25 protein-coding genes are annotated in these 24,547 nt (G+C 61.0%); 20 read left to right on the top strand and 5 right to left on the bottom strand.

Annotated elements, in window-relative coordinates:
* Positions 1–4 precede the first annotated feature (4 nt).
* The 12 genes from BM317_RS14885 (at position 5) to araH (ending at position 11,470) form a co-directional block, all read left to right on the top strand.
* A complete protein-coding gene (locus tag BM317_RS14885) occupies positions 5–361 on the top strand; it encodes a PilZ domain-containing protein (RefSeq protein WP_060741236.1) in 357 nt (118 codons plus the stop codon).
* Positions 362–372: 11 nt separating this feature from the next.
* Positions 373–1,167 (top strand): TatD family hydrolase, encoded by a 795-nt coding sequence (locus BM317_RS14890; RefSeq protein ID WP_060741237.1) that lies wholly within the window; start codon positions 373–375, stop codon positions 1,165–1,167.
* A gap of 384 nt (positions 1,168–1,551) precedes the next feature.
* Positions 1,552–2,190 (top strand): TetR/AcrR family transcriptional regulator, encoded by a 639-nt coding sequence (locus BM317_RS14895; protein ID WP_060741238.1) that lies wholly within the window; start codon positions 1,552–1,554, stop codon positions 2,188–2,190.
* Positions 2,191–2,346: 156 nt separating this feature from the next.
* A complete protein-coding gene (locus BM317_RS14900) occupies positions 2,347–3,315 on the top strand; it encodes a GTP 3',8-cyclase MoaA (RefSeq protein WP_072406311.1) in 969 nt (322 codons plus the stop codon).
* Between the two features lie 230 nt (positions 3,316–3,545).
* On the top strand, positions 3,546–4,151 hold the full coding sequence (locus BM317_RS14905) for a DUF4823 domain-containing protein (protein ID WP_072406309.1): 606 nt from the start codon (positions 3,546–3,548) through the stop codon (positions 4,149–4,151).
* 15 nt (positions 4,152–4,166) lie between these two features.
* A complete protein-coding gene (locus tag BM317_RS14910; RefSeq protein WP_092168522.1) occupies positions 4,167–4,727 on the top strand; it encodes a DUF1285 domain-containing protein in 561 nt (186 codons plus the stop codon).
* A 291-nt stretch (positions 4,728–5,018) separates the two neighbouring features.
* Positions 5,019–5,765, top strand: coding sequence for a FadR/GntR family transcriptional regulator (locus tag BM317_RS14920; RefSeq protein WP_092168524.1), 747 nt, complete (start codon positions 5,019–5,021; stop codon positions 5,763–5,765).
* A complete protein-coding gene (locus BM317_RS14925) occupies positions 5,762–6,637 on the top strand; it encodes an SMP-30/gluconolactonase/LRE family protein (RefSeq protein ID WP_092168527.1) in 876 nt (291 codons plus the stop codon). The genes BM317_RS14920 and BM317_RS14925 overlap by 4 nt, the downstream gene beginning before the upstream one ends.
* Positions 6,638–6,873: 236 nt before the next feature.
* Positions 6,874–7,692 (top strand): SDR family oxidoreductase, encoded by an 819-nt coding sequence (locus BM317_RS14930; RefSeq protein ID WP_092474814.1) that lies wholly within the window; start codon positions 6,874–6,876, stop codon positions 7,690–7,692.
* Positions 7,693–7,866: 174 nt separating this feature from the next.
* Positions 7,867–8,871: a substrate-binding domain-containing protein gene (locus BM317_RS14935; RefSeq protein ID WP_060741245.1), complete on the top strand. Its 1,005-nt coding sequence runs from the start codon at positions 7,867–7,869 to the stop codon at positions 8,869–8,871.
* A 75-nt stretch (positions 8,872–8,946) separates the two neighbouring features.
* Positions 8,947–10,491 (top strand): L-arabinose ABC transporter ATP-binding protein AraG, encoded by a 1,545-nt coding sequence (gene araG / locus BM317_RS14940; protein WP_092474817.1) that lies wholly within the window; start codon positions 8,947–8,949, stop codon positions 10,489–10,491.
* A 10-nt stretch (positions 10,492–10,501) separates the two neighbouring features.
* Positions 10,502–11,470 (top strand): L-arabinose ABC transporter permease AraH, encoded by a 969-nt coding sequence (gene araH, locus BM317_RS14945; RefSeq protein ID WP_025214842.1) that lies wholly within the window; start codon positions 10,502–10,504, stop codon positions 11,468–11,470.
* Positions 11,471–11,833: 363 nt separating this feature from the next.
* Here araH and BM317_RS14950 read toward each other — a convergent pair whose 3' ends face one another.
* Together BM317_RS14950 and BM317_RS14955 are read right to left on the bottom strand one after the other, a co-directional pair.
* The gene (locus BM317_RS14950; protein ID WP_092168536.1) at positions 11,834–12,214 is read right to left on the bottom strand and encodes a Rho termination factor N-terminal domain-containing protein; all 381 of its coding nucleotides are present in this window, start codon (positions 12,212–12,214) and stop codon (positions 11,834–11,836) included.
* A 37-nt stretch (positions 12,215–12,251) separates the two neighbouring features.
* Positions 12,252–12,596: a hypothetical protein gene (locus BM317_RS14955; protein ID WP_092168539.1), complete on the bottom strand. Its 345-nt coding sequence runs from the start codon at positions 12,594–12,596 to the stop codon at positions 12,252–12,254.
* A gap of 189 nt (positions 12,597–12,785) precedes the next feature.
* Here BM317_RS14955 and BM317_RS14960 point away from each other — a divergent pair, with 189 nt between their 5' ends.
* Entirely contained in the window at positions 12,786–13,268 is a 483-nt protein-coding gene (locus tag BM317_RS14960) for a GNAT family N-acetyltransferase (protein WP_092474820.1), read from the top strand.
* Positions 13,269–13,273: 5 nt separating this feature from the next.
* Here the strand turns inward: BM317_RS14960 and BM317_RS14965 are convergent, their stop codons facing one another.
* Entirely contained in the window at positions 13,274–13,906 is a 633-nt protein-coding gene (locus BM317_RS14965; protein ID WP_092474823.1) for a glutathione S-transferase family protein, read from the bottom strand.
* A 189-nt stretch (positions 13,907–14,095) separates the two neighbouring features.
* Here BM317_RS14965 and BM317_RS14970 point away from each other — a divergent pair, with 189 nt between their 5' ends.
* The 5 genes from BM317_RS14970 (at position 14,096) to BM317_RS14990 (ending at position 19,265) form a co-directional block, all read left to right on the top strand.
* Complete coding sequence (locus tag BM317_RS14970) at positions 14,096–15,076, top strand: 2-dehydro-3-deoxygalactonokinase (RefSeq protein ID WP_092168546.1); 981 nt, start codon at positions 14,096–14,098, stop codon at positions 15,074–15,076.
* 19 nt (positions 15,077–15,095) lie between these two features.
* The gene (locus BM317_RS14975; RefSeq protein ID WP_092474827.1) at positions 15,096–15,716 is read left to right on the top strand and encodes a 2-dehydro-3-deoxy-6-phosphogalactonate aldolase; all 621 of its coding nucleotides are present in this window, start codon (positions 15,096–15,098) and stop codon (positions 15,714–15,716) included.
* Between the two features lie 49 nt (positions 15,717–15,765).
* On the top strand, positions 15,766–16,914 hold the full coding sequence (dgoD, locus tag BM317_RS14980) for a galactonate dehydratase (protein WP_003179439.1): 1,149 nt from the start codon (positions 15,766–15,768) through the stop codon (positions 16,912–16,914).
* 177 nt (positions 16,915–17,091) lie between these two features.
* A complete protein-coding gene (locus BM317_RS14985) occupies positions 17,092–18,402 on the top strand; it encodes an MFS transporter (RefSeq protein ID WP_060741253.1) in 1,311 nt (436 codons plus the stop codon).
* A 59-nt stretch (positions 18,403–18,461) separates the two neighbouring features.
* Complete coding sequence (locus BM317_RS14990; RefSeq protein WP_092168553.1) at positions 18,462–19,265, top strand: IclR family transcriptional regulator; 804 nt, start codon at positions 18,462–18,464, stop codon at positions 19,263–19,265.
* 6 nt (positions 19,266–19,271) lie between these two features.
* On the opposite strand, the gene BM317_RS14995 is transcribed toward BM317_RS14990, so the two are convergent.
* Positions 19,272–20,324: an NAD(P)-dependent alcohol dehydrogenase gene (locus tag BM317_RS14995; protein ID WP_092168556.1), complete on the bottom strand. Its 1,053-nt coding sequence runs from the start codon at positions 20,322–20,324 to the stop codon at positions 19,272–19,274.
* A 190-nt stretch (positions 20,325–20,514) separates the two neighbouring features.
* On the opposite strand from BM317_RS14995, the gene BM317_RS15000 reads away from it, so the two are divergent.
* Positions 20,515–21,405, top strand: coding sequence for an AraC family transcriptional regulator (locus tag BM317_RS15000; protein ID WP_092168559.1), 891 nt, complete (start codon positions 20,515–20,517; stop codon positions 21,403–21,405).
* A gap of 182 nt (positions 21,406–21,587) precedes the next feature.
* Here the strand turns inward: BM317_RS15000 and BM317_RS15005 are convergent, their stop codons facing one another.
* Positions 21,588–23,252: an electron transfer flavoprotein-ubiquinone oxidoreductase gene (locus BM317_RS15005; protein ID WP_092168562.1), complete on the bottom strand. Its 1,665-nt coding sequence runs from the start codon at positions 23,250–23,252 to the stop codon at positions 21,588–21,590.
* 543 nt (positions 23,253–23,795) lie between these two features.
* On the opposite strand from BM317_RS15005, the gene BM317_RS15010 reads away from it, so the two are divergent.
* Positions 23,796–24,545 (top strand): electron transfer flavoprotein subunit beta/FixA family protein, encoded by a 750-nt coding sequence (locus BM317_RS15010; protein ID WP_014339477.1) that lies wholly within the window; start codon positions 23,796–23,798, stop codon positions 24,543–24,545.
* Positions 24,546–24,547: the final 2 nt, after the last annotated feature.

Raw genomic sequence — 24,547 nt, forward strand, 5'->3', positions numbered from 1 at the left:
CAGCATGAACGAACCTGTCAGTCCCGGTCCACGCAACGGCATCCTGTCCCTGACGATCAAGGACAAGTCGGTGCTTTACGCCGCCTACATGCCCTTCATCAAGAACGGCGGCCTGTTCATTCCGACCAACAAGCATTATCGCTTGGGCGATGAAGTGTTCATGCTCTTGAGCCTGATGGACGAAGCGGAGAAAATCCCGGTCGCCGGCAAGGTAATCTGGCTGACCCCCAAGGGCGCCCAGGGCAATCGGGCCGCCGGCGTAGGCGTGCAGTTCAACGACGGCGACAATTCTGCCCGCAATCAGATCGAAACCCACTTGGCCGGCTCCCTGAAGTCCGACCGTCCCACCCATACGATGTAGCCTGGCCTTTTATGCTTGTAGACTCCCATTGTCACCTCGACCGTCTCGACCTCGCTGCCCATGGCGGTTCCTTGGATGCTGCGCTGGACGCGGCCCGTGAACGGGGTGTGGGGCACTTCCTGTGCATCGGCGTCAGCGCCGACAATGCCGCCGACGTCAAGGCCTTGGCCGAGCGTTATGCCGATGTCGATTGTTCGGTCGGTATCCATCCCTTGGATGTCCAGCCCGACGCCGCGCCGGCGCTCGATTGGCTGTTGCGTGAGCTCGATCATCCACGGGTGGTCGCCATTGGCGAAACCGGCCTGGACTATCACTACGAGCCAGAAGCCGCCGACGTGCAGCAAGCCTCGTTCCGGCTGCACCTGGAGGCCGCCCGGCAGACCGGCAAGCCGGTGATCATCCACACCCGTGGCGCCCGGGCCGACACCCTGGCCCTGCTGCGTGACGCCGCGCTGCCCCAGGCCGGTGTGCTGCATTGCTTCACCGAAGACTGGGACATGGCCAAGGCCGCCCTGGACATGGGCTATTACATTTCCTTGTCCGGGATTGTCACGTTCCGCAATGCCGATGCCTTGCGCGACGTTGCGAGCAAAGTGCCGGCTGATCGACTGTTGGTGGAAACCGACTCGCCTTACCTGGCGCCGATTCCGTATCGCGGCAAGCCGAACCTTCCGCAATACGTACGGGAAGTGGCGGAGTTTCTGGCGATGTTGCGCGGTGAGTCCTACGAACGGTTTGCCGAGCAGACGACGGAAAACTTTAAGCAATTGTTTCCGCTGGCTCATGTCCGTTCGGTGGATGCCTGAATTTCATGCAAAAAAAACCCGGGTTCTGGGGGGTGAATCCGGGTTAAGACCATTAGGAGTAAAACAAAGGCACGCGGTCCGTTGGTACCTTTATCAGCGCGTCACTTGGGGGAGATGTCGCGCCGACAGTTCAAGTATTGATCAGTATGCCAACGCGTCCAGTCTGGCCGGGGCGGTTTTTAAACAAATTTGGAATACGCTCGCTTCGGATAAGTTCTCACTGCCGCCAAAGCTCGCCGGCACGGCGCATGGCTGCGGGAAGCGACGAGCCGGGTGTGTACGGTTTTGTGAAGAACAGTGGCCGAGAACGGATGATCCGTGCATTTTTGCGTAAGTTAGGCATAATACCCGGCTTCGAATTTTGACCCTTCAGACCTTTTTCTTATGCACAAAGAACCCCGTAAGGTCCGTGAGTTTCGCCGCCGCGAGCAGGAAATTCTCGACACCGCGCTCAAGTTGTTCCTCGACCAGGGTGAAGACAGTGTCACCGTCGAGATGATTGCGGATGCCGTGGGTATCGGCAAAGGCACGATTTATAAACATTTCAAATCCAAGGCGGAGATCTACCTGCGCCTGATGCTCGACTACGAGCGCGATTTGAACGAGCTGTTGCATTCGGCCGATGTGGACAAGGACAAGGAAGCCCTGTCCCGGGCCTACTTCGAGTTCCGCATGCGCGACCCGCAGCGCTACCGCTTGTTCGACCGTTTGGAAGAGAAGGTGGTCAAGGGCAACCAGGTGCCGGAGATGGTCGAGGAGCTGCACAAGATCCGCGCCTCGAACTTCGAACGCCTGACCCTGCTGATCAAGGGCCGGATCAGCGAGGGCAAGCTCGAGGACGTGCCGCCTTATTTCCACTATTGCGCTGCCTGGGCGTTGGTGCATGGCGCGGTGGCGCTGTATCACTCGCCGTTCTGGAGCAACGTGCTGGAAGACCAGGAAGGTTTCTTCCAGTTCCTGATGGACATCGGCGTGCGCATGGGCAACAAGCGCAAGCGCGATACCGACGTCCCGAGCAACTGACTGGCCGCAAGGCAACAAGACATTCAGCTGCCTTATTGCGCCATGTCCGCTTACATGGCGCAGTGCCCCAGTAATATACTCAGGCTTGGGTCTTGCGAAATCTTGATTTCCAGGTCAATTATCGCGAGTCCGATTTTTCTTGTGCCGGAGTGATCCATGATCGTTGACCGTCAAGGCAGGCGTTTCCGTAATTTGCGGATCAGCCTGACCTCAGCCTGCAATTACGCCTGTACCTATTGCGTGCCTGATGGCAAGCGGTTGGTGGCTGCGCAGGATGAATTGTCGGCCGATGCCATGGCACGCGGTGTGGCCTATTTGATCGAGGCCGCCGGTATCGAACGGCTGCGCATCACGGGGGGCGAGCCGCTGGTCAGCCCCAAGCTCGAACGTTTCATGACGGCTGTAGGGCAGATGGGGCTGGAAGACATCAGCCTGACCACCAATGGCCAGTTGCTGGCGAAAAAGCTGCCTTTGCTGGTGGACGCCGGTATTCGTCGCATCAACGTTTCCCTCGACACCCTGGACCCCGTTGCGTTTCGCAGCATCGCCCGTGGTGGGGACCTGGCGACCGTGCTCGACGGCATGGAACAGGCTCGGGCCGCCGGGTTGAAGATCAAGGTCAACATGGTGCCGTTGCGCGGACAGAACCTGGACCAGGTGATGCCGTTGCTCGAGTACTGCCTGGAACGTGGTTATGAGTTGCGTTTCATCGAATTGATGCGCATGGGCCACCTGGCGAGCGACTCCAACGCCTTCCTGCAGCAGTTCGTCAGCCTCCAGCAACTGCTCAGCCTGATCGGCGATCAGTACGAATACCTGCAAGCCGACGCGCCGGTGGATGCTACGGCGGTGCGCTATGAAATCCCGGGGTTGGGGTATTTCGGCGTGATCGCCAATGAAAGCGTACCTTTCTGCCGGACCTGCTCGCGCCTGCGGCTGTCCTCTACGGGGTGGTTGCATGGCTGCCTGTCCTCCAGTAACCGTCACTTTGTCGGCGATCTCCTGGACAAGCCGCGTCACCAGGCGTTGCCCGCTCTTCAGCGATTGCTGGTCAAAGCCTTGGGAGACAAGCAGGAAGTGGCGTTCTCCGGTGGTGCGACCATCATGAAGATCATCGGCGGCTGAATAAGGCTTTTGTGGCGAGGGGATTTATCCCCGCTGGGTGCGAAGCGCCCCAAAGGATAGAAATATTCGACCTGATGCTCCGAGGCGATAGTTCTTGGGGGTTGCTGCGCAACCCAGCGGGGATAAATCCCCTCGCCACAGGAACGAATCGTCCCCCCCATCAAGCTGGCGCAAAAGCTGCATCCCACGACCATTCGCCGGTTTTCCGACACCGGTTTCTGGAGGGTAGGATGCGTAGCCTGGTTTTGCTGCTGGCCGTTTTGGTGCTTGGCGGTTGCATGAATGTCAGCGACATGGGAGAGGGCGTTCGTTATCACATGAGCGACGCCGGCCTGCTGGACCATAGCGACAGCCGTCGTGTGAACAACCTGCGTATTCAGCCTGACTCGTTCATCTACATCGCCCAGGGCGCCTTCGCTCCGCCGGGCAGTGCCTATCCGCGTCCCAACGTGGTGGCCGAAGAAGCCTTCAATGGTTTCATCGAATATTTCCCCATGGTCCGTCGCGCCCGTGTTCCCGAAGGCCTCGACCAGGCCATGGGTGAAGCCCGTGCCGCAGGTGCCCATTACCTGTTGTACACCCGCTTCGCCAAGGCCGATAACCGCATCGGCAACTCCGACGAATGGCTGGATGAAGAAGCCGTGGATCGCCTCGGTGTCGATACCAGCGTGATTCAAATCATGTTGATCGAGACCAGTACCCAGTATTTGATTGATACTGCGCGGATCAAGAGTCGTGGCGGTTTACTGACGTTGCACGACAAACAGCCCCAGGACCTCATCGCCACGCCGTTGCGTGAGTATGCCCGCAGCCTGCTGGGGATGAGCGACGAGTAATCACAAGGAGTCACCATGAGCGGACCGCAAAAAGCCAATGACTTGCTGGGGCAGATCCCCAAGACCAAAGGCCTGCCGCCGGTCCACTTGTGGAACCCGGATTTTTGCGGCGACATCGACATGCGCATCGCCCGGGACGGTACCTGGTACTACTTGGGCACGCCCATCGGGCGAAAGCCGATGGTCAAGCTGTTCTCCACCATCATCCGCCGCGACGGCGATGATTACTTCCTGATTACCCCTGTGGAAAAAGTCGGCATCAAGGTCGATGACGCGCCGTTCGTGGCCGTGACCCTTGAGGTTGAAGGGCAGGGCGAAGGGCAGTTGTTGCGCTTCACCACCAATGTCGAGGAAACCACTGAGGCTGGCGCCGAGCACCCGTTGCGGGTGGTGATCGAACCCCAGACCCAGGAACCGGCGCCCTACGTGCATGTGCGCAGCAATCTCGAAGCGCTGGTCCATCGCAATGTGTTCTACCAACTGGTGGAGCTGGCGGTCAGTCGCGAGATCGATGGGCAGCGGTGGTTGGGCGTGTGGAGTGGTGGCGTGTTCTTCCCGATCGGCCTGGAACCCTGAGCCCTTGTGGGAGCGATGGTTGATCCAATATCTGTGTTGACTGGACGTCCGCTATCGCGAGCAAGCTCGCTCCCACAGTGAATTTGGGGGGCTGCAATATTTGTGTGCGCCACCAGACCCTGTGGGAGCGAGCTTGCTCGCGAAGGCGTCGGCACATCCAGCATCTTCTTGACTGACCCACCGCTTTCGCGAGCAAGCCCGCTCCCACAGTGGCCAAGTGAAATTCGAATTGACACCCAATCATATGATGATTAGCGTGGGCCTCCAATAAGAGTGGCCCGCGGGGTTTTCATGTCCAGCAGTTTTCATGCATCGACCGTTGATTGGCTGGGGGGCTGGATAGCCGCCGGCCAGGTCAAGCCTGGGCAAACCATCAAAGTCGAAGCGGACTTGGGCGAGCAACTGGGCGTCAGTCGCACGGTGATTCGCGAGGCGATCAAGACCCTGGTGGCCAAGGGGATGCTGGAAGTCGGGCCGAAAGTCGGTACCCGGGTGTTGCCGGTGCGCCGTTGGAACCTGTTCGACCCCCAAGTGGTGGGCTGGCTGTCACGCAGCGGCCTGCCGGAAAACTTCGTCGATGACTTGCTGGACCTGCGCCGTACCATCGAGCCGATGGCGGTGCGCTGGGCCTGCGAGCGGGCCACGGCCGATCAGGTGCAGGCGATCCGCCTGGCCTACCATGCGCTGGAACGGGCGGTGGACAGCGGCGCCGATTACAACCGCGCGGACCAGTTTTTCCACGAGTGCATTCTGGCCGCCAGCCATAATCAATTCATCGAACAAATGGTCCCGGCCCTGGGGGCGCTGCTGGCGGTGTCATTCGAGGTGTCGGCGGCCGACCCGGATGAGCTGCGCCGTACCTTGCCCATCCACAAGGACATCGCCGACGCCATCGCCGCCCGTGACGCGGCGCGAGGCGTCTGGGCCTGCATGACCCTGATCGATAACGCCGACCTGGCGATCAAACGCTTTTACCCCAATGTCATGGCGGGTCGAACAGACGCCGCCGGGCAAGTCGGGAACCGGAGGTTTCAATGAAGTGGACGGCTGTGACGGAACACCGGGCGAAATTGGGCGAAGGGCCGTTCTGGGATGCGCCGACCCAAGCGTTGTATTGGGTCGATATCGCCGGCAAGCAGGCCCTGCGGCTGATCGGCGCCAATGTGGAGATCTGGCAGATGCCCGAGCATGTCTCCGCCTTTATCCCGACCCAAAGTGGCGACGCGCTGGTGACCCTGAGCAGTGGCGTCTATCGCCTCGATCTTGATTCGCCGGGCCTGGAACCGCGCCTGACATTGCTGTGCATGGCCGACCCCCAGCCAGGCAATCGTGCCAACGAGGCCCGTTGCGACCCCCTGGGTCAACTCTGGCTTGGCACGATGCAGAACAACATCGGTGCCGAAGGCGAGGACTTGCCGATCGAACATCGGTCCGGCGGCCTGTTTCGCGTCGGGAGTGATGGCCGGGTCTTGCCCTTGCTGCGCGGGCTGGGCATCCCGAACACCTTGCTCTGGAGCCCCGATGGCACCACGGTGTATTTCGGCGACAGCCTGGATGGCACGGTGTATCGGCACTTTATTTACCCGGAAGGTAACCTGGCGCCTGCCGAGGTCTGGTTCGGCCCGCACCCCCGTGGCGGTCCGGATGGTTCGGCGATGGATACCCAAGGGCATATCTGGAACGCCCGCTGGGACGGCAGTTGCCTGTTGCGGCTGACCCCGGACGGGCAGGTTGATCGGGTGATCGAATTGCCCGTCAGCCGCCCGACCAGTTGTGTATTCGGCGGCGAGGACCTCAAGACGTTGTACATCACCAGCGCGGCGAGCCCATTGGCTCATCCGCTGGACGGTGCCGTGCTGTCGATGCGTGTCGACGTGCCTGGCGTGGCCTGTACAAGGTTTGCTGGCTGAATCCCAAAATATGGGATGTAAATATATATATTGAGATTATTTGGCGGTCGGGTTTATAGTCGGCTCCATCGGCAATACGCACTCACACTAAAAAAACAAAACAGGTGAAGTGATGCAACGATCTTTCCCCGTACGCCCCGACGGCGTACGTCGGCCACTGTTCTTCCAAGCGCCTTCGTGCCGGTCATCCGTGGATGCCCGGTTTTCGTCGTGCCTGGGCACAGGAGCCTTGAACCATGGCTGAGCCCTTGGTCTTGCCACCCGTGCCGGAGCCACCCAAGGGCGAACGCCTGAAGGACAAGGTGGTGCTGTTGACCGGCGCCGCCCAAGGTATTGGCGAAGCCATCGTCGCGGCATTCGCTTCGCAACAGGCTCGGCTGGTGATCAGTGATATCCAGGCGCAGAAGGTCGAGGCGGTGGCCGCCCATTGGCGTGAACGCGGCGCCGATGTGCAAGCAGTACAGGCCGATGTGTCGAAGCAGCAGGACTTGCAGGCCATGGCCCGTCGTGCCGTCGAGTTGCACGGCCGCATCGATGTGTTGGTCAACTGCGCCGGCGTCAATGTCTTCCGTGACCCATTGGAAATGACCGAAGAGGACTGGCGCCGCTGCTTCGCCATCGACCTGGATGGCGCCTGGTACGGTTGCAAGGCGGTGCTGCCACAGATGATCGAGCAGGGCGTGGGCTGTATCATCAACATTGCCTCTGTCCATTCGTCCCACATCATTCCCGGCTGTTTCCCTTACCCGGTGGCCAAGCACGGCCTGCTCGGCCTGACCCGCGCCCTGGGCATCGAATACGCGCCCAAAGGGGTACGCGTCAACGCCATCGCCCCGGGTTACATCGAAACCCAACTGAACGTCGACTACTGGAACGGTTTTGCCGATCCCCATGCCGAACGCCAGCGTGCGCTGGATCTGCACCCGCCACGCCGTGTCGGGCAACCGATCGAAGTGGCAATGACGGCCGTGTTCCTGGCCAGTGACGAAGCACCGTTTATCAATGCCTCATGCATCACCATCGATGGAGGACGTTCGGTCATGTACCACGACTGAATATTCCTGGATTGCGGTGTGAAACTTCGCCTGCAATCCAATCATCATACGATATGACTATTTAGGCCTATGCTGTGTAGCAACTTGATGTAACCGCCCAGCCTGCGCACTTCCACCGTCGGTGGAGCAGACCCTGGACGTTTGGCTTTCAATAAAAAAAACAAGGAGTCAACTATGAATCATCGTCGTGGGATCCGTTCCCTGTGTCGCGCCGCCCTGGCGGTCACCGCGGTCAGCCTCAGCAGCAGCTTGCTGGCGGCCGATCCCGTAAAAATCGGTTTCCTGGTCAAGCAGGCCGAGGAACCTTGGTTCCAGACCGAATGGGCGTTCGCCGAGAAGGCGAGCAAGGACAAAGGCTTCGAGTTGATCAAGATCGCCGTGCCTGACGGCGAGAAGACCCTCTCGGCCATCGACAGCCTGGCCGCCAACGGTGCCAAGGGCTTTGTGATCTGCCCGCCGGACGTGTCCCTCGGCCCGGCCATCATGGCCAAGGCCAAGCTCAACGATCTCAAGGTGATTGCCGTGGACGACCGGTTCGTCGATGCCAACGGCAAATTCATGGAGGACGTGCCGTACCTGGGCATGGCCGCGTTCGAGGTGGGCCAGAAGCAGGGCGCCGCCATGGCCGCTGAAGCGAAAAAGCGCAACTGGGAGTGGAAAGATACCTACGCGGTGATCAACACCTTCAACGAGCTGGACACCGGCAAGAAGCGCACCGACGGTTCGGTCGATGCCCTGAAGAAGGCCGGGATGCCGGCAGACCACATCCTTTATTCGGCGCTCAAGACCCTCGACGTACCCGGTAGCATGGACTCCACCAACTCGGCGTTGGTGAAGCTGCCAAGCGCCGCGAAAAACCTGATCATCGGCGGCATGAACGACAACACCGTGCTGGGCGGCGTGCGCGCCACCGAAGCCGCTGGGTTCAAGGCGGCCAATGTGATCGGCATTGGTATCAACGGCACCGACGCCATCGGTGAATTGAAGAAGCCCGACAGCGGCTTCTTCGGTTCGATGCTGCCAAGCCCGCACATTGAAGGCTACAAGACCGCCGAAATGATGTACGAGTGGATCACCACCGGCAAGGAACCGCCGAAGTACACCGCCATGGACGAGGTGACGCTGATCACCCGGGAGAACTTCAAGCAAGAGCTGGAAAAAATCGGCCTGTGGAACTGACGGTCGGTTGATTCAAAAGCGGCCCTGGCCACATGAGTGGCGGGGTCGCTTGATCTCTGTAAGTTCGAGGTGGTTATGCAAGCGCAAACAGCGACACGGCAACACAACATCGGCGGCAGCTTGCGGTTCAACGGGATCGGCAAATCCTTTCCCGGCGTGCAGGCGCTGGCCAATATCAGTTTCGTCGCGCATCCGGGGCAGGTGCATGCCTTGATGGGCGAGAACGGCGCGGGCAAGTCCACGTTGCTGAAGATCCTCGGTGGTGCCTACATCCCGAGCAGCGGCGACCTGCAGATCGGCGAACAGACGATGGCCTTCAAAGGCACCGCCGACAGCATCGCCAGCGGAGTGGCGGTGATTCACCAGGAGCTGCACCTGGTGCCGGAAATGACCGTCGCTGAAAACCTGTTTCTCGGTCATTTGCCGGCGCGTTTCGGCCTGGTCAACCGTGGCGTGCTGCGCCAGCAGGCGCTGACGCTGCTCAAAGGCCTGGCCGACGAAATCGACCCACAGGAAAAAGTCGGTCGCCTGTCCCTCGGCCAGCGCCAATTGGTGGAAATCGCCAAGGCCTTGTCCCGTGGCGCCCACGTCATTGCCTTCGACGAACCCACCAGTAGCCTGTCGGCTCGGGAAATCGACCGTTTGATGGCGATCATCGCTCGCTTGCGCGACGAGGGCAAAGTGGTGCTGTACGTCAGCCACCGCATGGAAGAAGTGTTCCGTATCTGTAACGCGGTGACGGTATTCAAGGACGGTCGTTATGTCCGGACCTTCGAAAACATGAATGAGCTGACCCACGATCAGTTGGTCACGTGCATGGTCGGTCGCGATATCCAGGACATCTATGATTACCGCCCTCGGGCGCGCGGCGATGTGGCGCTGCAGGTGAAGGGCCTGCTGGGGCCGGGCCTGCGCGAGCCGGTGAGTTTCCAGGTGCACAAGGGTGAAATCCTTGGATTGTTCGGGCTGGTCGGTGCCGGTCGTACCGAGCTGTTTCGCATGCTCAGTGGCCTGGAGCGCCAGAGCGAGGGAAGTCTCGTGCTGCACGGCAAGGAATTGAAGCTGCGTTCGCCCCGGGATGCCATCGCCGCTGGCGTGCTGCTGTGCCCGGAGGATCGCAAGAAGGAAGGCATCATCCCGCTGGGCAGCGTGGGTGAGAACATCAACATCAGTGCCCGTCCGGCTCATTCCGCGCTCGGCTGCCTGCTGCGCGGCGACTGGGAGCGGGGCAATGCCGACAAGCAGATCAAGTCGCTGAAGGTGAAGACCCCGGCGGCCAGCCAGAAAATCATGTACCTGTCCGGCGGCAATCAGCAGAAGGCGATTCTCGGTCGCTGGCTGTCGATGCCGATGAAAGTCCTGCTGCTGGACGAACCGACCCGTGGCATCGATATCGGCGCCAAGGCCGAGATCTACCAGATTATCCACAACCTGGCGGCCGATGGCATCGCGGTGATTGTGGTGTCCAGCGACCTGATGGAAGTGATGGGCATTTCCGACCGAATCCTGGTGCTTTGCGAAGGGGCCATGCGCGGCGAGCTGTCGCGTGACCAGGCCAACGAATCCAACTTGCTGCAACTGGCGCTGCCGCGCCAACGCGTTGCCGACGCGGCGAACTGAGAGGTAAATCATGACCATTCAAAACAATGCACTGCCAACGGCACGCAAACCCCTGGACTTGCGCCGTTTCCTGGATGACTGGGTCATGCTGCTGGCGGCCATCGGTATCTTCGTGCTCTGCACCTTGATGATCGACAACTTCCTGTCGCCGTTGAACATGCGCGGCCTGGGCCTGGCGATTTCCACCACCGGCATCGCCGCGTGCACCATGTTGTATTGCCTGGCGTCCGGGCACTTCGACTTGTCGGTCGGTTCGGTGATTGCCTGTGCCGGCGTGGTCGCGGCGGTGGTGATGCGCGACACCAACAGCGTGTTCCTCGGCGTCAGCGCGGCGCTGGCGATGGGGCTGATCGTCGGCCTGATCAACGGCATCGTCATCGCCAAGCTACGGGTCAACGCCTTGATCACCACCCTGGCGACGATGCAGATCGTCCGTGGCCTGGCCTACATCTTTGCCAACGGCAAGGCGGTGGGTGTCTCGCAGGAATCGTTCTTCGTGTTCGGCAACGGCCAATTGTTCGGCGTGCCGGTGCCGATCCTGATCACCATCGTCTGCTTCCTGTTTTTCGGCTGGCTGCTGAACTACACCACCTACGGGCGCAACACCATGGCCATCGGTGGCAACCAGGAAGCGGCGTTGTTGGCAGGGGTGAACGTTGATCGCACCAAGATCATCATCTTCGCCGTACATGGCTTGATCGGCGCCTTGGCCGGGGTCATCCTGGCGTCGCGCATGACCTCGGGCCAGCCGATGATCGGCCAGGGCTTCGAATTGACCGTGATCTCGGCGTGCGTGCTGGGTGGGGTGTCGTTGAGCGGTGGCATCGGCATGATTCGCCATGTCATTGCGGGCGTGCTGATTCTGGCGATCATCGAAAACGCGATGAACCTGAAGAACATCGACACCTTCTATCAATACGTCATCCGCGGCTCGATCCTGTTGCTGGCGGTGGTGATCGACCGGTTGAAGCAGCGCTGAAGCTTGCGTCGGCCGGGCTGCGCACGGGCAAGCCCGTTTTTTTGACCTGATGCAGACCCAACAATGTGGGAGCGGGCTTGCCCGCGAAGGCGGTGGCACTTCGGCATTGATGCAAGCTGACCCACCGCTTTCGCGAGCAAGCCCGCTCCCACAGGTTTTTGTGTCCGGCACAACATCGCGGCACAGCGCCGAACCTATGTGGGAGGGGGCTTGCCCGCGAAGGCGGTGGCACATTCGGCATTGATGCAAGCTGACCCAGCGCTTTCGCGAGCAAGCTCCGCTCCCACAGGTTTTTGTGTTCGACACAACATCGCGACACACCGCCGATCCTATGCGCGATGGCGTCCTCCCTGACGCCGACAATCACCCCGCTTTGCGCAACGCTTCGACCAACTCCTGCTTGCGCATCTTCGACCGTCCGGGAATGTTTTTCGCCCGGGCCTCCTTCATCAGGCTGTCCACCGTCTGGGTCCCATGGGAGGCCTTGCTGCTACGCGGGTGGCCTTCGCGGGTCTTGGCGGCGCGTCGGGCCGATTCCTTGCGGTCGGTTTTCTTTTCCACAGCCGGTTTAGTCTTCCCCGAACCACCGGAACGTTCGCCGCCACCGGACTGCTTGTTCACCGTCGCCCAGGCCCGTGCCTCGGCTTCGTTCTCCGACACGCCTTTTTTCTCGTAACTCTTTTCAATGTGCTCGGCCTTGCGTTTTTGCTCGGCGGTGTATTTGTCTTTGCTTCCACGAGGCATGGGATTTTTCCTCCTCAAGTGTCCGGGCAGAGGCTGCTTACTGGCTGGCAGCGCCACCTTCGGAGCCTGAGCCACCGGTCGTGGTTTTCGAACCCACGCCGGTCTCGGCGTTGTCAGGAGCGGTGGAGTCAGGTGTATTCATGCCGCCCTGGCGCCCCATGTCATTACCCTGCACGCGGGGATCGGTGCCGGTGGCAGGTGGCTGGCCATTGTTCAGGGCGCCGCCGGTGCCGTCGGTATTCAACTTGGGCAGGCCTTGCGTGGCTGGAGAATTGGGCGCCTGTACCGGGTCGGTGGGGCCGGTGCCGGAAGTGGACGCCGCGAAAGCCACCGAAGACAGCAGCGTGGCGAGTGTGAATGCAGTCAGCCTTGAAGTGATCATGGTGTCGCCTCCATTTTTCAGAATGCTTGCCTGATCTTGGGCCGTGGTGGTTTGGAGTTGGTGCCTTGGGCGCGACGAATGGCACTTTTGAAAGAAGCTCGCGTCGGCGATCAAATAGTTGGATCGGTATGTGACGAGCGTCGCGCAGCGGCTTAGTATGGCGCTTTCAATTGGCTACAAGGCCTGTTCATGTCGATCAAGATCCGTCCTGCGCAACCCAGCGATGCGCCTCAAATCCTTGCCTTCATCACCGAGTTGGCCGATTACGAAAAGGCCCGCCACGAAGTCATCGCCAGTGTGGCCGACATCGAGCGCAGCCTGTTCAGCGAAGGCGCGACCGCCCACGGGTTGATCTGCCTGCGTGATGGCGTGCCGATTGGTTTCGCGGTGTTTTTCTTCAGTTATTCCACTTGGCTGGGCAGCAACTGCCTGTACCTCGAAGACCTGTACATCACGCCTGAGCAGCGCGGTGGCGGGGCGGGCAAGACGCTGTTGCGCCACCTGGCGAAGATCGCCTGCGACAACGATTGCGGTCGCTTCGAATGGAGCGTGCTGGACTGGAACACGCCGGCCATCGAGTTCTACAAATCCCTCGGCGCGCAACCCCAGGAAGAATGGGTGCGCTACCGAATGGACGGCAAGGTGCTACGGGATTTCGCTAACGGCCACTGAGCACTTCATGAGTGTGCGGCAGACGCGTACTCGGCAAACCCCGATCGTTGCTCTAGGCGTTTGCAGTAGGCCGCCACGGCCGGATAGTCGGGACGCTCCATGGGCGCCTGGCGCCACCGGTGTACGGACAGGCCGATGAGCACGTCCGCCAGGGAAAACGCCGTACCTGCCACGTAGGCGCCGGTGCGGTTCAACTGCTGCTCCAGCAACCCCATCTTCTCGTTCCAGCCCTTGATGCCGGCGGCGATGCGCTGCGGGTCCTGGAAGTCCGGATTCTTGCGCACCAGGGCGTGGAAGGCGTAGCCCCAGGACGGGTTGAGCTCTGTGGCTTGCCAGTCCATCCACTGTTCGATTCGCGCCCGGGCGGCAGGCTCGACAGGTAGCAGGTCGCTGGGCCCATGTTTGCCCACCAGGTAGCGGCAAATGGTATTGGATTCCCAGAACACGCCGTTCTCATCAATGATCACCGGCACCTGGGCATTGGGATTCAAGGCCAGGAACGCCGGGTCCTGGGTCGAGGCAAAACCGATGCCCCAATCTTCGCGCTCGTAGGCGATGTCCAGTTCCTGGCAGGTCCACAGCACTTTTCTGACGTTGATCGAAGACGTTCGGCCGAGGATTTTCAGCGGTTGTCCCATCACTTTTTCCCTAGTTGTTTGGCGTCCGGTCAGAAAACGTAGCAGGGTCTTGGGCGGATGGCGATTAGCTTTATAGGTGATGCATTTTCATCCCAATATATGGGAGTGATATTTATATATTGAGATTTAATTGCCCCCAGGTTTATAGTCCGTCTCACTCACTGCCAAAAAACAAAACAGGTGAAGCGGATGCAGGCGCAATTGATCGCGCTCGATTGGGGGACCACCTCATTACGGGCTTACAAACTCGCAGCCGGTGGCGAGGTGCTCGAGCAGCGTTCGCTGTCGTCGGGGATCATGCAGTTGCCAGCCGGGCCGCGAGACGTGGCCGGCCGGGCGTGCATCGACGGTTTTGAATTGGCCTTCGACGAGGCCTGCGGGGACTGGCTCGATGCCCAACCGGGCTTGCCTGTCATTGCTTGCGGCATGGTCGGCAGCGCTCAGGGCTGGCGTGAAGCGCCGTACTGCGACACCCCCGCCAACGTCGCCAATCTCGGACATTCCCTACAAACCGTTCGCAGCCTTCGCGGTGTCGATGTGCACATCGTGCCAGGCGTGATTCAGCGTTCGCGCTTGCCCAATGTCATGCGCGGCGAAGAAACCCAAGTGCTCGGTGCCTTGCACAGCCTGCCGGACGAAGCGGTGCTGATCGGCCTGCCCGGTAGCCACTCGAAATGGGTGGAAGTGACCGATGGCTGCATCGTGCATTTCGATACCTTCATGACCGGCGAGATCTTTGCCGTGCTCAGTGACCACAGCATTCTCGGCCGCACCCAGCGACGGAGTGCGACCTTCGATGGCGCGGCCTTTGATCGCGGCGTGCAAGTGGCGTTGTCGGTGGACGGCCAGATCGGCCCGTTGTCCACCGTGTTCAGCGCCCGCAGCCTGGGCTTGACCGGCGAGTTGGGCGCCAGCGCCCAAGCGGACTACCTCTCGGGCCTGTTGATCGGCCATGAGCTGACGGCGCTGGCCCAAGTACAACGCCGACGCCGCGACAGCCTGCACCTGCCAACGGTGGTGCTGATTGGCAATTCCCAACTCTGTGTCCGTTATCAACGGGCCCTCGACGCCTGCGGCTTCGCCCGGGTGGTCCTGGCCGAACAGGCCACCGAACGCGGTTTGTGGCAACTGGCAGTGGCGGCCGGGTTGCTCGACTCCACCGCCCCCTGAACCTGACTGGAGGTCTGACATGCTCACACAAGCACTGGCGCACAACGGGCTGATCGCGATCCTGCGTGGCCTGCGTCCCGAAGAGGCGGCGGCCATTGGCGAGGTCCTGTACAGCGCCGGATTTCGTGTCATCGAAGTACCGCTCAATTCCCCTGAGCCGTACGAAAGTATTCGCATCCTGCGCAGTACTTTGCCCGCCGATTGCCTGATCGGTGCCGGCACCGTGCTGACGCCGGAACAGGTGGAACAGGTGAAAGCCGCCGGTGGCCAGGTGATCGTCATGCCCCACAGCGATCCGAATGTGCTGCGTGCGGCGAAAGCGGCGGGCTTGTACCTGTCGCCAGGCGTCGCCACGCCCACCGAAGCCTTTGCCGCACTGGCCGAAGGCGCCCATGTGCTGAAGATGTTTCCCGCCGAGCAAATGGGTCCGGCGGTGGTCAAGGCCTGGCTCGCGGTGCTGCCGGCCGGGACCGTGCTGGTGCCGGTGGGCGGGATTACACCAGACAACATGGCGGTGTTCGTCGAAGCCGGCGTCAAGGGTTTCGGCCTCGGTTCCGGATTGTTCAAGCCGGGCCTGACAGCGGATGAAGTGGCGGTGCGCGCCAAGGCCTACGTGGCCGCATGGAACGCCTTGAACTGAAGACTTTTCCAGCGCCCTGTGCGCTGCATCTGACAAGAGAGACAACAAGATGAAAATCACCAAGCTGACCACGTTTATCGTTCCGCCGCGCTGGTGCTTCCTCAAGGTCGAGACCGACGAGGGCGTGACCGGTTGGGGCGAGCCCGTGGTCGAAGGCCGTGCCCACACGGTGGCGGCTGCCGTCGAGGAGTTGTCCGACTACCTGATCGGCAAAGACCCCCGCAACATCGAAGACATCTGGACCGTGCTCTATCGCGGCGGCTTCTACCGCGGCGGGGCCATTCACATGAGCGCCCTGGCCGGCATCGACCAGGCGCTGTGGGACATCAAGGGCAAGGCCCTGGGCGTGTCGGTCAGCGACCTGCTGGGCGGCCAGGTGCGGGACAAGATCCGTGTGTATTCGTGGATCGGCGGCGACCGGCCGGCGGACACCGCTCGCGCGGCGAAAGAGGCGGTGGCGCGGGGCTTCACCGCAGTGAAGATGAACGGCACCGAAGAGCTGCAGTTCCTCGACACCTTCGAGAAAGTCGACCTGGCCCTGGCCAACGTGGCGGCAGTGCGCGATGCGGTCGGGCCGAACGTCGGTATTGGCGTGGACTTCCATGGCCGGGTGCACAAGCCGATGGCCAAGGTGCTGATGAAGGAACTCGACCCCTATAAGTTGATGTTCATCGAAGAGCCGGTGCTCAGCGAAAACTATGAAGCCCTCAAGGAACTGGCGCCGCTGACCAGCACCCCGATTGCCCTGGGCGAGCGGTTGTTTTCCCGCTGGGACTTCAAGCGGGTGCTCAGCGAGGGCTACGTGGACATCATCCAGCCCGATGCATCCCACGCCGGCGGCATCACCGAAACCCGCAAGATCGCCAACATGGCCGAGGCCTACGACGTGGCGCTGGCGCTGCACTGCCCGCTGGGGCCCATCGCCCTGGCGGCGTGCCTGCAACTGGATGCGGTCTGCTACAACGCGTTCATCCAGGAGCAAAGCCTGGGCATCCACTACAACGAGAGCAACGACCTGCTGGATTACATCAAGGATCCACAGGTGTTCGACTACGACAAAGGCTTCGTGAAAATTCCCAACGGCCCGGGCCTGGGCATCGAGATCAACGAGGAATACGTCATCGAACGCGCGGCCATCGGCCACCGCTGGCGCAACCCGATCTGGCGCCATGCCGATGGCAGTTTTGCCGAGTGGTGAGTCACGCCTGACTCACGCGGTTTGATCGTTCCCACGCTCTGCGTGGGAACGCAGCCCGGGACGCTCCGCGTCCCTCAAGAGCCGAACGCAGAGCGTCCGTAGAGGCGTTTCCACGCAGAGCGTGGGAACGATCGGACGTGCTCGACTCCTCAATAAACATAAAAAGAGGCACCTCACATGCAAGCGCACACCCTGAGCGCGCAAGCGTCGTTGGTGACGCCCAGCCGCAAGCGTTTTTTCATCATGGTCCTGCTGTTCATCACCGTGGTGATCAATTACCTGGATCGCAGCAACCTGTCCATTGCCGCTCCTGCGCTGACCAGCGACCTGGGCATCGACCCGATCCACGTCGGGCTGATTTTCTCGGCGTTCGGCTGGACCTACGCCGCCATGCAGATTCCCGGTGGCTGGCTGGTGGATCGGGTGCCGCCGCGCATTCTCTATAGCGTGGCATTGCTGTTGTGGTCGGTGGCCACGGTGATGCTGGGGTTCGCCGCCAGCTTCATTGCCTTGTTCGTACTGCGCATGGCGGTCGGAGCCCTGGAAGCACCGGCTTATCCGATCAACAGCCGTGTGGTGACCACCTGGTTTCCCGAGCGCGAGCGGGCCACGGCCATCGGTTTCTACACCTCCGGGCAGTTTGTCGGGCTGGCCTTCCTGACGCCGGTATTGGCCTGGCTGCAACACGCCTTCGGCTGGCACATGGTGTTTGTGGCCACGGGCGCGGTGGGTATTCTCTGGGCGGTGATCTGGTACGCGGTGTATCGCGAGCCCCGGGATTTCAAAGGCGCCAACGCCGCTGAAATCGAGCTGATCCGCGAGGGCGGCGGGCTGGTGGATATCCAGGCCGATACCGCCAAGGTCAAGGCGAAATTCAGTTGGTCCGACCTAGGCATCGTCCTGACGCAACGCAAGTTGTGGGGCATCTACCTGGGGCAGTTCTGCCTCAACTCCACGCTGTGGTTTTTCCTGACGTGGTTCCCCACCTATCTGGTGAAGTATCGCGGCATGGACTTCATCAAGTCCGGCTTGCTGGCGTCGTTGCCGTTCCTCGCGGCGTTTGTCGGCGTGCTGTGCTCCGGGTTCTTCTCCGACTGGTTGATTCGTCGCGGCGCCACCGTGGGGTTCGCGCGCAAGCTGCCGATCATTGGCGGGCTGCTGATTTCCACCTCGATCATCGGTGCCAACTTTGTCGAGTCGACGCCGCTGGTGATCGCTTTCCTGGCCCTGGCGTTCTTTGGCAATGGCCTGGCGTCGATCACCTGGTCGCTGGTGTCGACCCTGGCGCCGGCACGATTGCTCGGGTTGACCGGCGGGGTGTTCAACTTCATCGGTAACCTGGCGGCCATCGCCACGCCGATCGTGATTGGCTTCCTCGCCAGCGGCGATTCGTTCGCCCCGGCCATTACCTATATCTCTGTCCTGGCATTGGCTGGCGCGCTGTCCTACATCCTGCTGGTCGGGAAGGTCGAGCGCATCGAGTTGTAGTCCGACGGGGCGGGCGACCATAATGCCGCCCGTTCCCCGCTCACTGTTGAAGGCCGGCTATGCAGCAAGACGATCCAAAAATCACCAAGGACGCCGCGCCGACAGGCACGCAGACATTGCTGCGTGGTCTGGGCGTCGTCCAGGCGGTCGCCAGCGGCGCCCGTGACTTGAAGGAAATCGCCCGGCTGATCGGCACTACCCGCAGCACCACCCATCGCTTGGCCAGTTGCCTGGTGGACGAACGTTACCTGCGCGTGGTGCCGCAAGTGGGTTACCTGCTGGGGCCGAAGTTGATCGAGCTGGGCTTCCAGGCCCGGGAAGAACTGCCACTGGTGAGCCTGGCGGGACCGTACCTGGACGAGCTGTCGGCGTTGACCGGGGACACCGTTCACCTGGCGATTCGCGAGGGCGACGAAGTCTTGTACCTGCTGAAGAATCCGGGGCGTAACGGCCCGGAAATGCGCTCGCGCGTGGGCCATCGCATGCCGTTGGCACGCACCGGGATCGGCAAGGCGCTGATGCTTGATGACACTCAGGAACAATGGAAGCGGCTGTATGAAATCAGCCTGCCGGCGGGTGGGAAGCATCAGTTCTGGCCCCAGCATCAGGAGCAATCCTGGGAACAGTTCCAGCAACGGATGCTGGAATACGTAGGGGGGGGCTATGCCTTCGACCTGGAAGACAACGAACCGTCGATTCGCTGTGTGGCGGCGCCGATCCGTGACGCCGGCAAGCGTATCGTCGCCGGTATCAGCATCGCCAGCACCGTGCCGTACATGCCGCTGGAAAAAATGGCCGAGCTGATTCCCCTGGTCAAAGGGGTCACAGCCCGGCTGTCGGCGGAGCTGGGCGCCAAGGTCTGACGAACGTCAGGCCTTGAGCGTCGCCATGTCGATGACGAAGCGGTACTTCACGTCCCCGGCGATCATGCGGCTGTAGGCCTCGTTGATCTGGCGGATGTCGAGCATTTCAATGTCGCAGCTGATGTTGTGTTCAGCGCAGAAGTCCAGCACTTCCTGGGTTTCGGCGATACCGCCGATCAACGAGCCGGCCAGGACGCGACGGCCCATGATCAAGTTGGCCGCATGGACTGGCGGATCGATCGGCTCGACCAGGCCCACCAGGATGTGTACACCGTCGAACCGCAGTGTACCGAGGTAGGGGTTCAGGTCGTGCTGCACCGGAATGGTGTCCAGCAGGAAGTGGAAACGTCCGGCCGCAGCGGCCATCTGCTCGGCGTCAGTGGACACGATCACATGGTCGGCGCCCTGGCGACGGGCTTCTTCGGCCTTGCTGGCCGAGCGGGTGAACAGCGTCACTTCTGCGCCCATGGCCTTGGCGAACTTGATGCCCATGTGGCCGAGTCCGCCCATGCCCAGCACGCCGACCTTGTCGCCGGCCTTCACGCCGTAGTGCTTGAGCGGCGAGTAGGTGGTGATGCCCGCGCAGAGAATCGGCGCGGCACTGGCCGGGTCGAGTGCTGCCGGGATGCGCAGCACAAAGTGCTCCTTGACCACGATGCTGTTGGAGTAACCGCCCATGGTGTGGCCGCCGCTGATGCGATCCGGGCTGGCGTAGGTCTGGGTCATGCCTTGGTAGCAGTATTGCTCCAGGTCGGCGTGACACGCTTCGCACTCGCGGCAGGAGTCGACCATGCAGCCAACGCCCACCAGATCGCCGACTTTATAGCGGGTGACGTCCGCGCCGACGGCGGTGACTTTGCCGATGATTTCATGGCCGGGCATCAGCGGGTAAACGGCGATGCCCCATTCATTGCGGGCCTGATGGATGTCGGAGTGACAGACGCCGCAGTAGAGAATGTCGATCGCCACATCGTCGGCTCGCGGGCTGCGGCGCTCGAACTTCATGGGGGCGAGGGGGGCGGTGGGTGATTGAGCGGCATATCCGATGGCGGTGTACATAATGGACCTCGCTAAGCAGTGAAGCAGTGAACGGTGGTGAGGCGATCTATTCTGGTAGCCATGGCGATATTCGGCGATGACGATTCCTACGGGTGTCATGCCTAATCCTCCGACCTTGGCCGTGAATTGGTTCTATGTGACGCCAGACCTGCGATGATGTTCCCATCCCTTATTTCGTGAAGTTTTCATCATGTTGTTGACCCGCCATCTCGATGCCAACGCGGCGCTGGTTTCGCTGATCGAACCTCTGGCGACCCGTGACGGTTTTATCCCGACCTCGCTGCCTGGGGTACAAGTTCTGCGGTGCAGCGAGGACATCGCCCGTGGTCCGCAGCTCTACGAGCCAAGCCTGGTGATCATTGCCCAAGGCAGCAAGCTGGCTTACCTGGGACCGCGCACGCTGGAGTACGGCGCCGGGCACTACCTGATCCAGGCGCTGCCGGTGCCGTTCGAGTGCGAAACCTATGCCATGCCCGATGCTCCGTTGCTCGGGATTTCCGTGGCGATCGATCGGGCGATGTTGGGGGAATTGGTGCTGGCCATGGGGCTGGCGCCGGGGCGAAGCCTGGCGGCGCAGACGCCTGAATCCATGACCAGCGCCGCGCTCGATGGTGCTATGCGAGGGTGTGTCGAGCGACTGTTGCACTGCTTGCACGATCCGTTGGAGTGCCAGGTCATGGGCCAGGCGCGGCTGCGGGAATTGCTGTTCGTCGCGTTGCGCGGGCCTCAGGCCGACGTATTGCGGGCGCTGGTGGAGCAGCATGGGCAATTCGCTCGGATTGCCGCGGCGCTGAGCCATCTGCATGCGCATTTCACCGAGCCGCTGAACGTCGAGACACTGGCCAGTTGCGCGAACATGAGCGCATCGACCTTTCATGAACATTTCAAGCGCAGCACCTTGCTCTCGCCAGTGCAGTACCTCAAGCGCTTGCGTTTGCTCAAGGCCCAGCGGCTGCTGCTCATCGACGGCATGGGTGTGGCCCAGGTGGCGCATCACGTGGGGTATCAGAGCCCGTCGCAGTTCAGTCGGGAGTACAAGCGCTACTTCGAGCGCAACCCCGGAGAAGAGCGCGCCGCCTGATCCTGCGATGTTCTCTGTGGGAGCGAGCTTGCTCGCGATAGCGGCGGTTCAGCTTGCATCAAGGTTGAATGGGCTGCCGTCATCGCGAGCAAGCCCGCTCCCATATTGGGTTGCGGTGTTCCTTGGATGGCAGGCAACAAAAAGGCCCCCATTGCGGGAGCCTCGATGTTCAGCGTGTCGGCTTACATGTTCGGGTAAGTCGGCCCGCCAGCGCCTTCCGGGGATACCCAGGTGATGTTCTGCGCAGGATCCTTGATGTCACAGGTCTTGCAGTGCACACAGTTCTGGGCGTTGATCTGGAAGCGCTTCTCGCCGTCTTCCTTGGTCACCACTTCGTACACGCCAGCCGGGCAGTAGCGCTGGGCTGGTTCGTCGTACAGCGGCAGGTTCTTGCCGATCGGGATGCTCGGGTCGGTCAGCTTCAGGTGGCAGGGTTGTTCTTCTTCATGGTTGGTACCGGAGATGAACACCGAGCTGAGTTTGTCGAAGCTGAGCTTGCCGTCCGGTTTCGGGTAATCGATCTTCTTGCAATCGGCGGCCAGCTTGAGGCAGGCATAGTCCGGCTTGTTGTCGTGCAGGGTGAACGGTATTTTGCCGCCGAAGATGTTCTGGTCGAGCCAGTTGAAACCACCGCCGACGATCGCGCCGTACTTGTGGATCGCCGCGCCGAAGTTGCGGCTGGCGAACAGTTCTTCGTACAGCCAACTGTTCTTGAAGTTGTCGACGTAGGCGGTCAGTTCATCACCGCCTTCGGACTCGGCGAACAGGCGATCGGCCACGGCCTCGGCAGCGAGCATGCCGGATTTCATGGCGGTGTGGCTGCCCTTGATCTTGGCGAAGTTCAGGGTGCCGAGGTCGCAACCGATCAGCGCGCCGCCCTTGAAGACCATTTTCGGCAACGAGTTCAGGCCGCCCTTGCAGATGGCACGGGCGCCGTAGCTGACGCGCTTGCCGCCTTCCAGGTACTGCTTGAGCACCGGGTGATGCTTGAGACGCTGGAACTCGTCGAACGGCGAAAGGAAGGTGTTGCTGTAGGACAGGTCGATAATCAGGCCGACCACCACCTGGTTGTTTTCCAGGTGATAGAGGAAGGAGCCGCCGGTGTTCTCGGTGCCCATGATGTCCAGCGGCCAACCAGCGGTGTGCACCACCAGGCCGGGTTGATGCTTGGCCGGGTCGATTTCCCAGATTTCCTTCAGGCCGATGCCGTAGTGCTGGGCGTCGGCCTCGCTGTCCAGGTTGAAACGCTTGATCAGCTGCTTGCCGATGTGACCACGGCAGCCTTCGGCGAACAGCGTGTATTTGCCACGCAACTCCATGCCGGGGGTGTAGAGGCCTTCCTTCGGGTGACCTTCACGGTCGACACCCAGGTCGCCGGTGATGATCCCGCGCACCACGCCGTTTTCGTCGAACAGCGCTTCCTGGGCGGCGAAGCCCGGGTAGATTTCCACGCCCAGGTTCTCGGCCTGCTGGGCCAGCCAGCGGCACAGGTTGCCCAGGGAAATAATATAATTGCCTTCGTTGTGCATGGTCTTGGGCACGAAGAAGTCAGGGATTTTGCTCGCGGCCTCGGCGTTTCTCAGGACATAAATGTCATCGCGTTTGACAGGCGTATTCAGCGGTGCGCCGAGTTCTTTCCAGTCCGGGAACAGTTCGTTCAGGGCGCGGGGCTCGAACACCGCGCCGGAGAGGATGTGCGCACCGACTTCGGAACCTTTTTCGACCACGCAGACGCTGATTTCCTTACCGGCTTCGGCGGCCTTCTGTTTCAGTCGGCAAGCGGCAGACAGGCCAGCGGGGCCGGCACCGACGATGACCACGTCGAATTCCATGTATTCGCGTTCCACAGGCTATCTCCTACTCAAGGCTCACAGTTTTTCTAATTGGAGGTTTGGCGTTGCATCCGTTGTTTCCTTCGCGAAAAGCGACGAAAGCGACAATGGATGAACCGCGGGTCTCTCTTAAGCGGCGCATTATATCTACACCACTCTCAGGGTCCAATACAAACGTTTGTTTGAAATTGCCGCAGCCCAGATAAATCACTGACGTACGGCTTATGACTGGCCATTTTGCCGTATTGACCGGAATAGGTGTTCCGGTCAAGATACGGGCGGTTTTGCGCTCGCCGTAGGCTGACTGTTGGTTTCAAGAGCACCTCTAAAGACAGGGCGAAGGCAGCACAAAGTGACGTATTGCGCGGTTCCGAGGCGCAGTTTACACGCCGCGATAATGAATGACTCATCGGTCATCACTGACGAATGGTCTTCACTCCGTGAGCAGGGTCATGTGTGGTTCATGCCGGCGTTTTTAGAGGTGCCCTTGCGCCCATGAGCATCAACCGCCAGGTTCGCCTAGGCGACTTTTTTTCACCGGAGAGTAACGAGGAATCCATGAAGGTTCTTGTAGCTGTCAAACGAGTGGTCGACTATAACGTCAAGGTTCGCGTCAAGGCGGACAACTCCGGCGTCGACCTCGCCAACGTCAAGATGTCGATGAACCCTTTCTGCGAAATCGCCGTGGAAGAAGCCGTACGCCTGAAAGAGAAGGGCGTGGCAACGGAAATCGTCGTCGTCTCCATCGGCCCGACCACCGCCCAGGAACAACTGCGCACCGCGCTGGCATTGGGTGCCGATCGCGCCATCCTCGTCGAATCCGCCGAAGACCTGACTTCCCTGGCCGTGGCCAAGCTGCTCAAGGCCGTTGTCGACAAGGAACAGCCATCGCTGGTGATCCTCGGCAAGCAAGCCATCGACAGCGACAACAACCAGACCGGCCAGATGCTCGCGGCATTGAGCGGCTACGGTCAGGGCACCTTCGCGTCCAAAGTCGAAGTGTCCGGCGACAGCGTTGCCGTGACGCGCGAGATCGACGGCGGCGCGCAGACCGTTTCCCTGAAACTGCCGGCCATCGTCACCACTGACCTGCGTTTGAACGAGCCGCGCTACGCGTCCCTGCCAAATATCATGAAAGCCAAGAAGAAGCCGCTTGAAGTGCTGACGCCTGACGCTTTGGGCGTTTCCACCGCCTCCACCAACAAGACCCTCAAAGTCGAAGCGCCGGCTGCACGCAGCGCGGGCATCAAGGTCAAGTCGGTGGCTGAACTGGTCGAGAAACTGAAAAACGAAGCGAAGGTAATCTAAAC

This window comes from Pseudomonas sp. NFACC24-1 (assembly GCF_900115235.1).
Lineage (GTDB): Bacteria > Pseudomonadota > Gammaproteobacteria > Pseudomonadales > Pseudomonadaceae > Aquipseudomonas > Aquipseudomonas fluorescens_AA.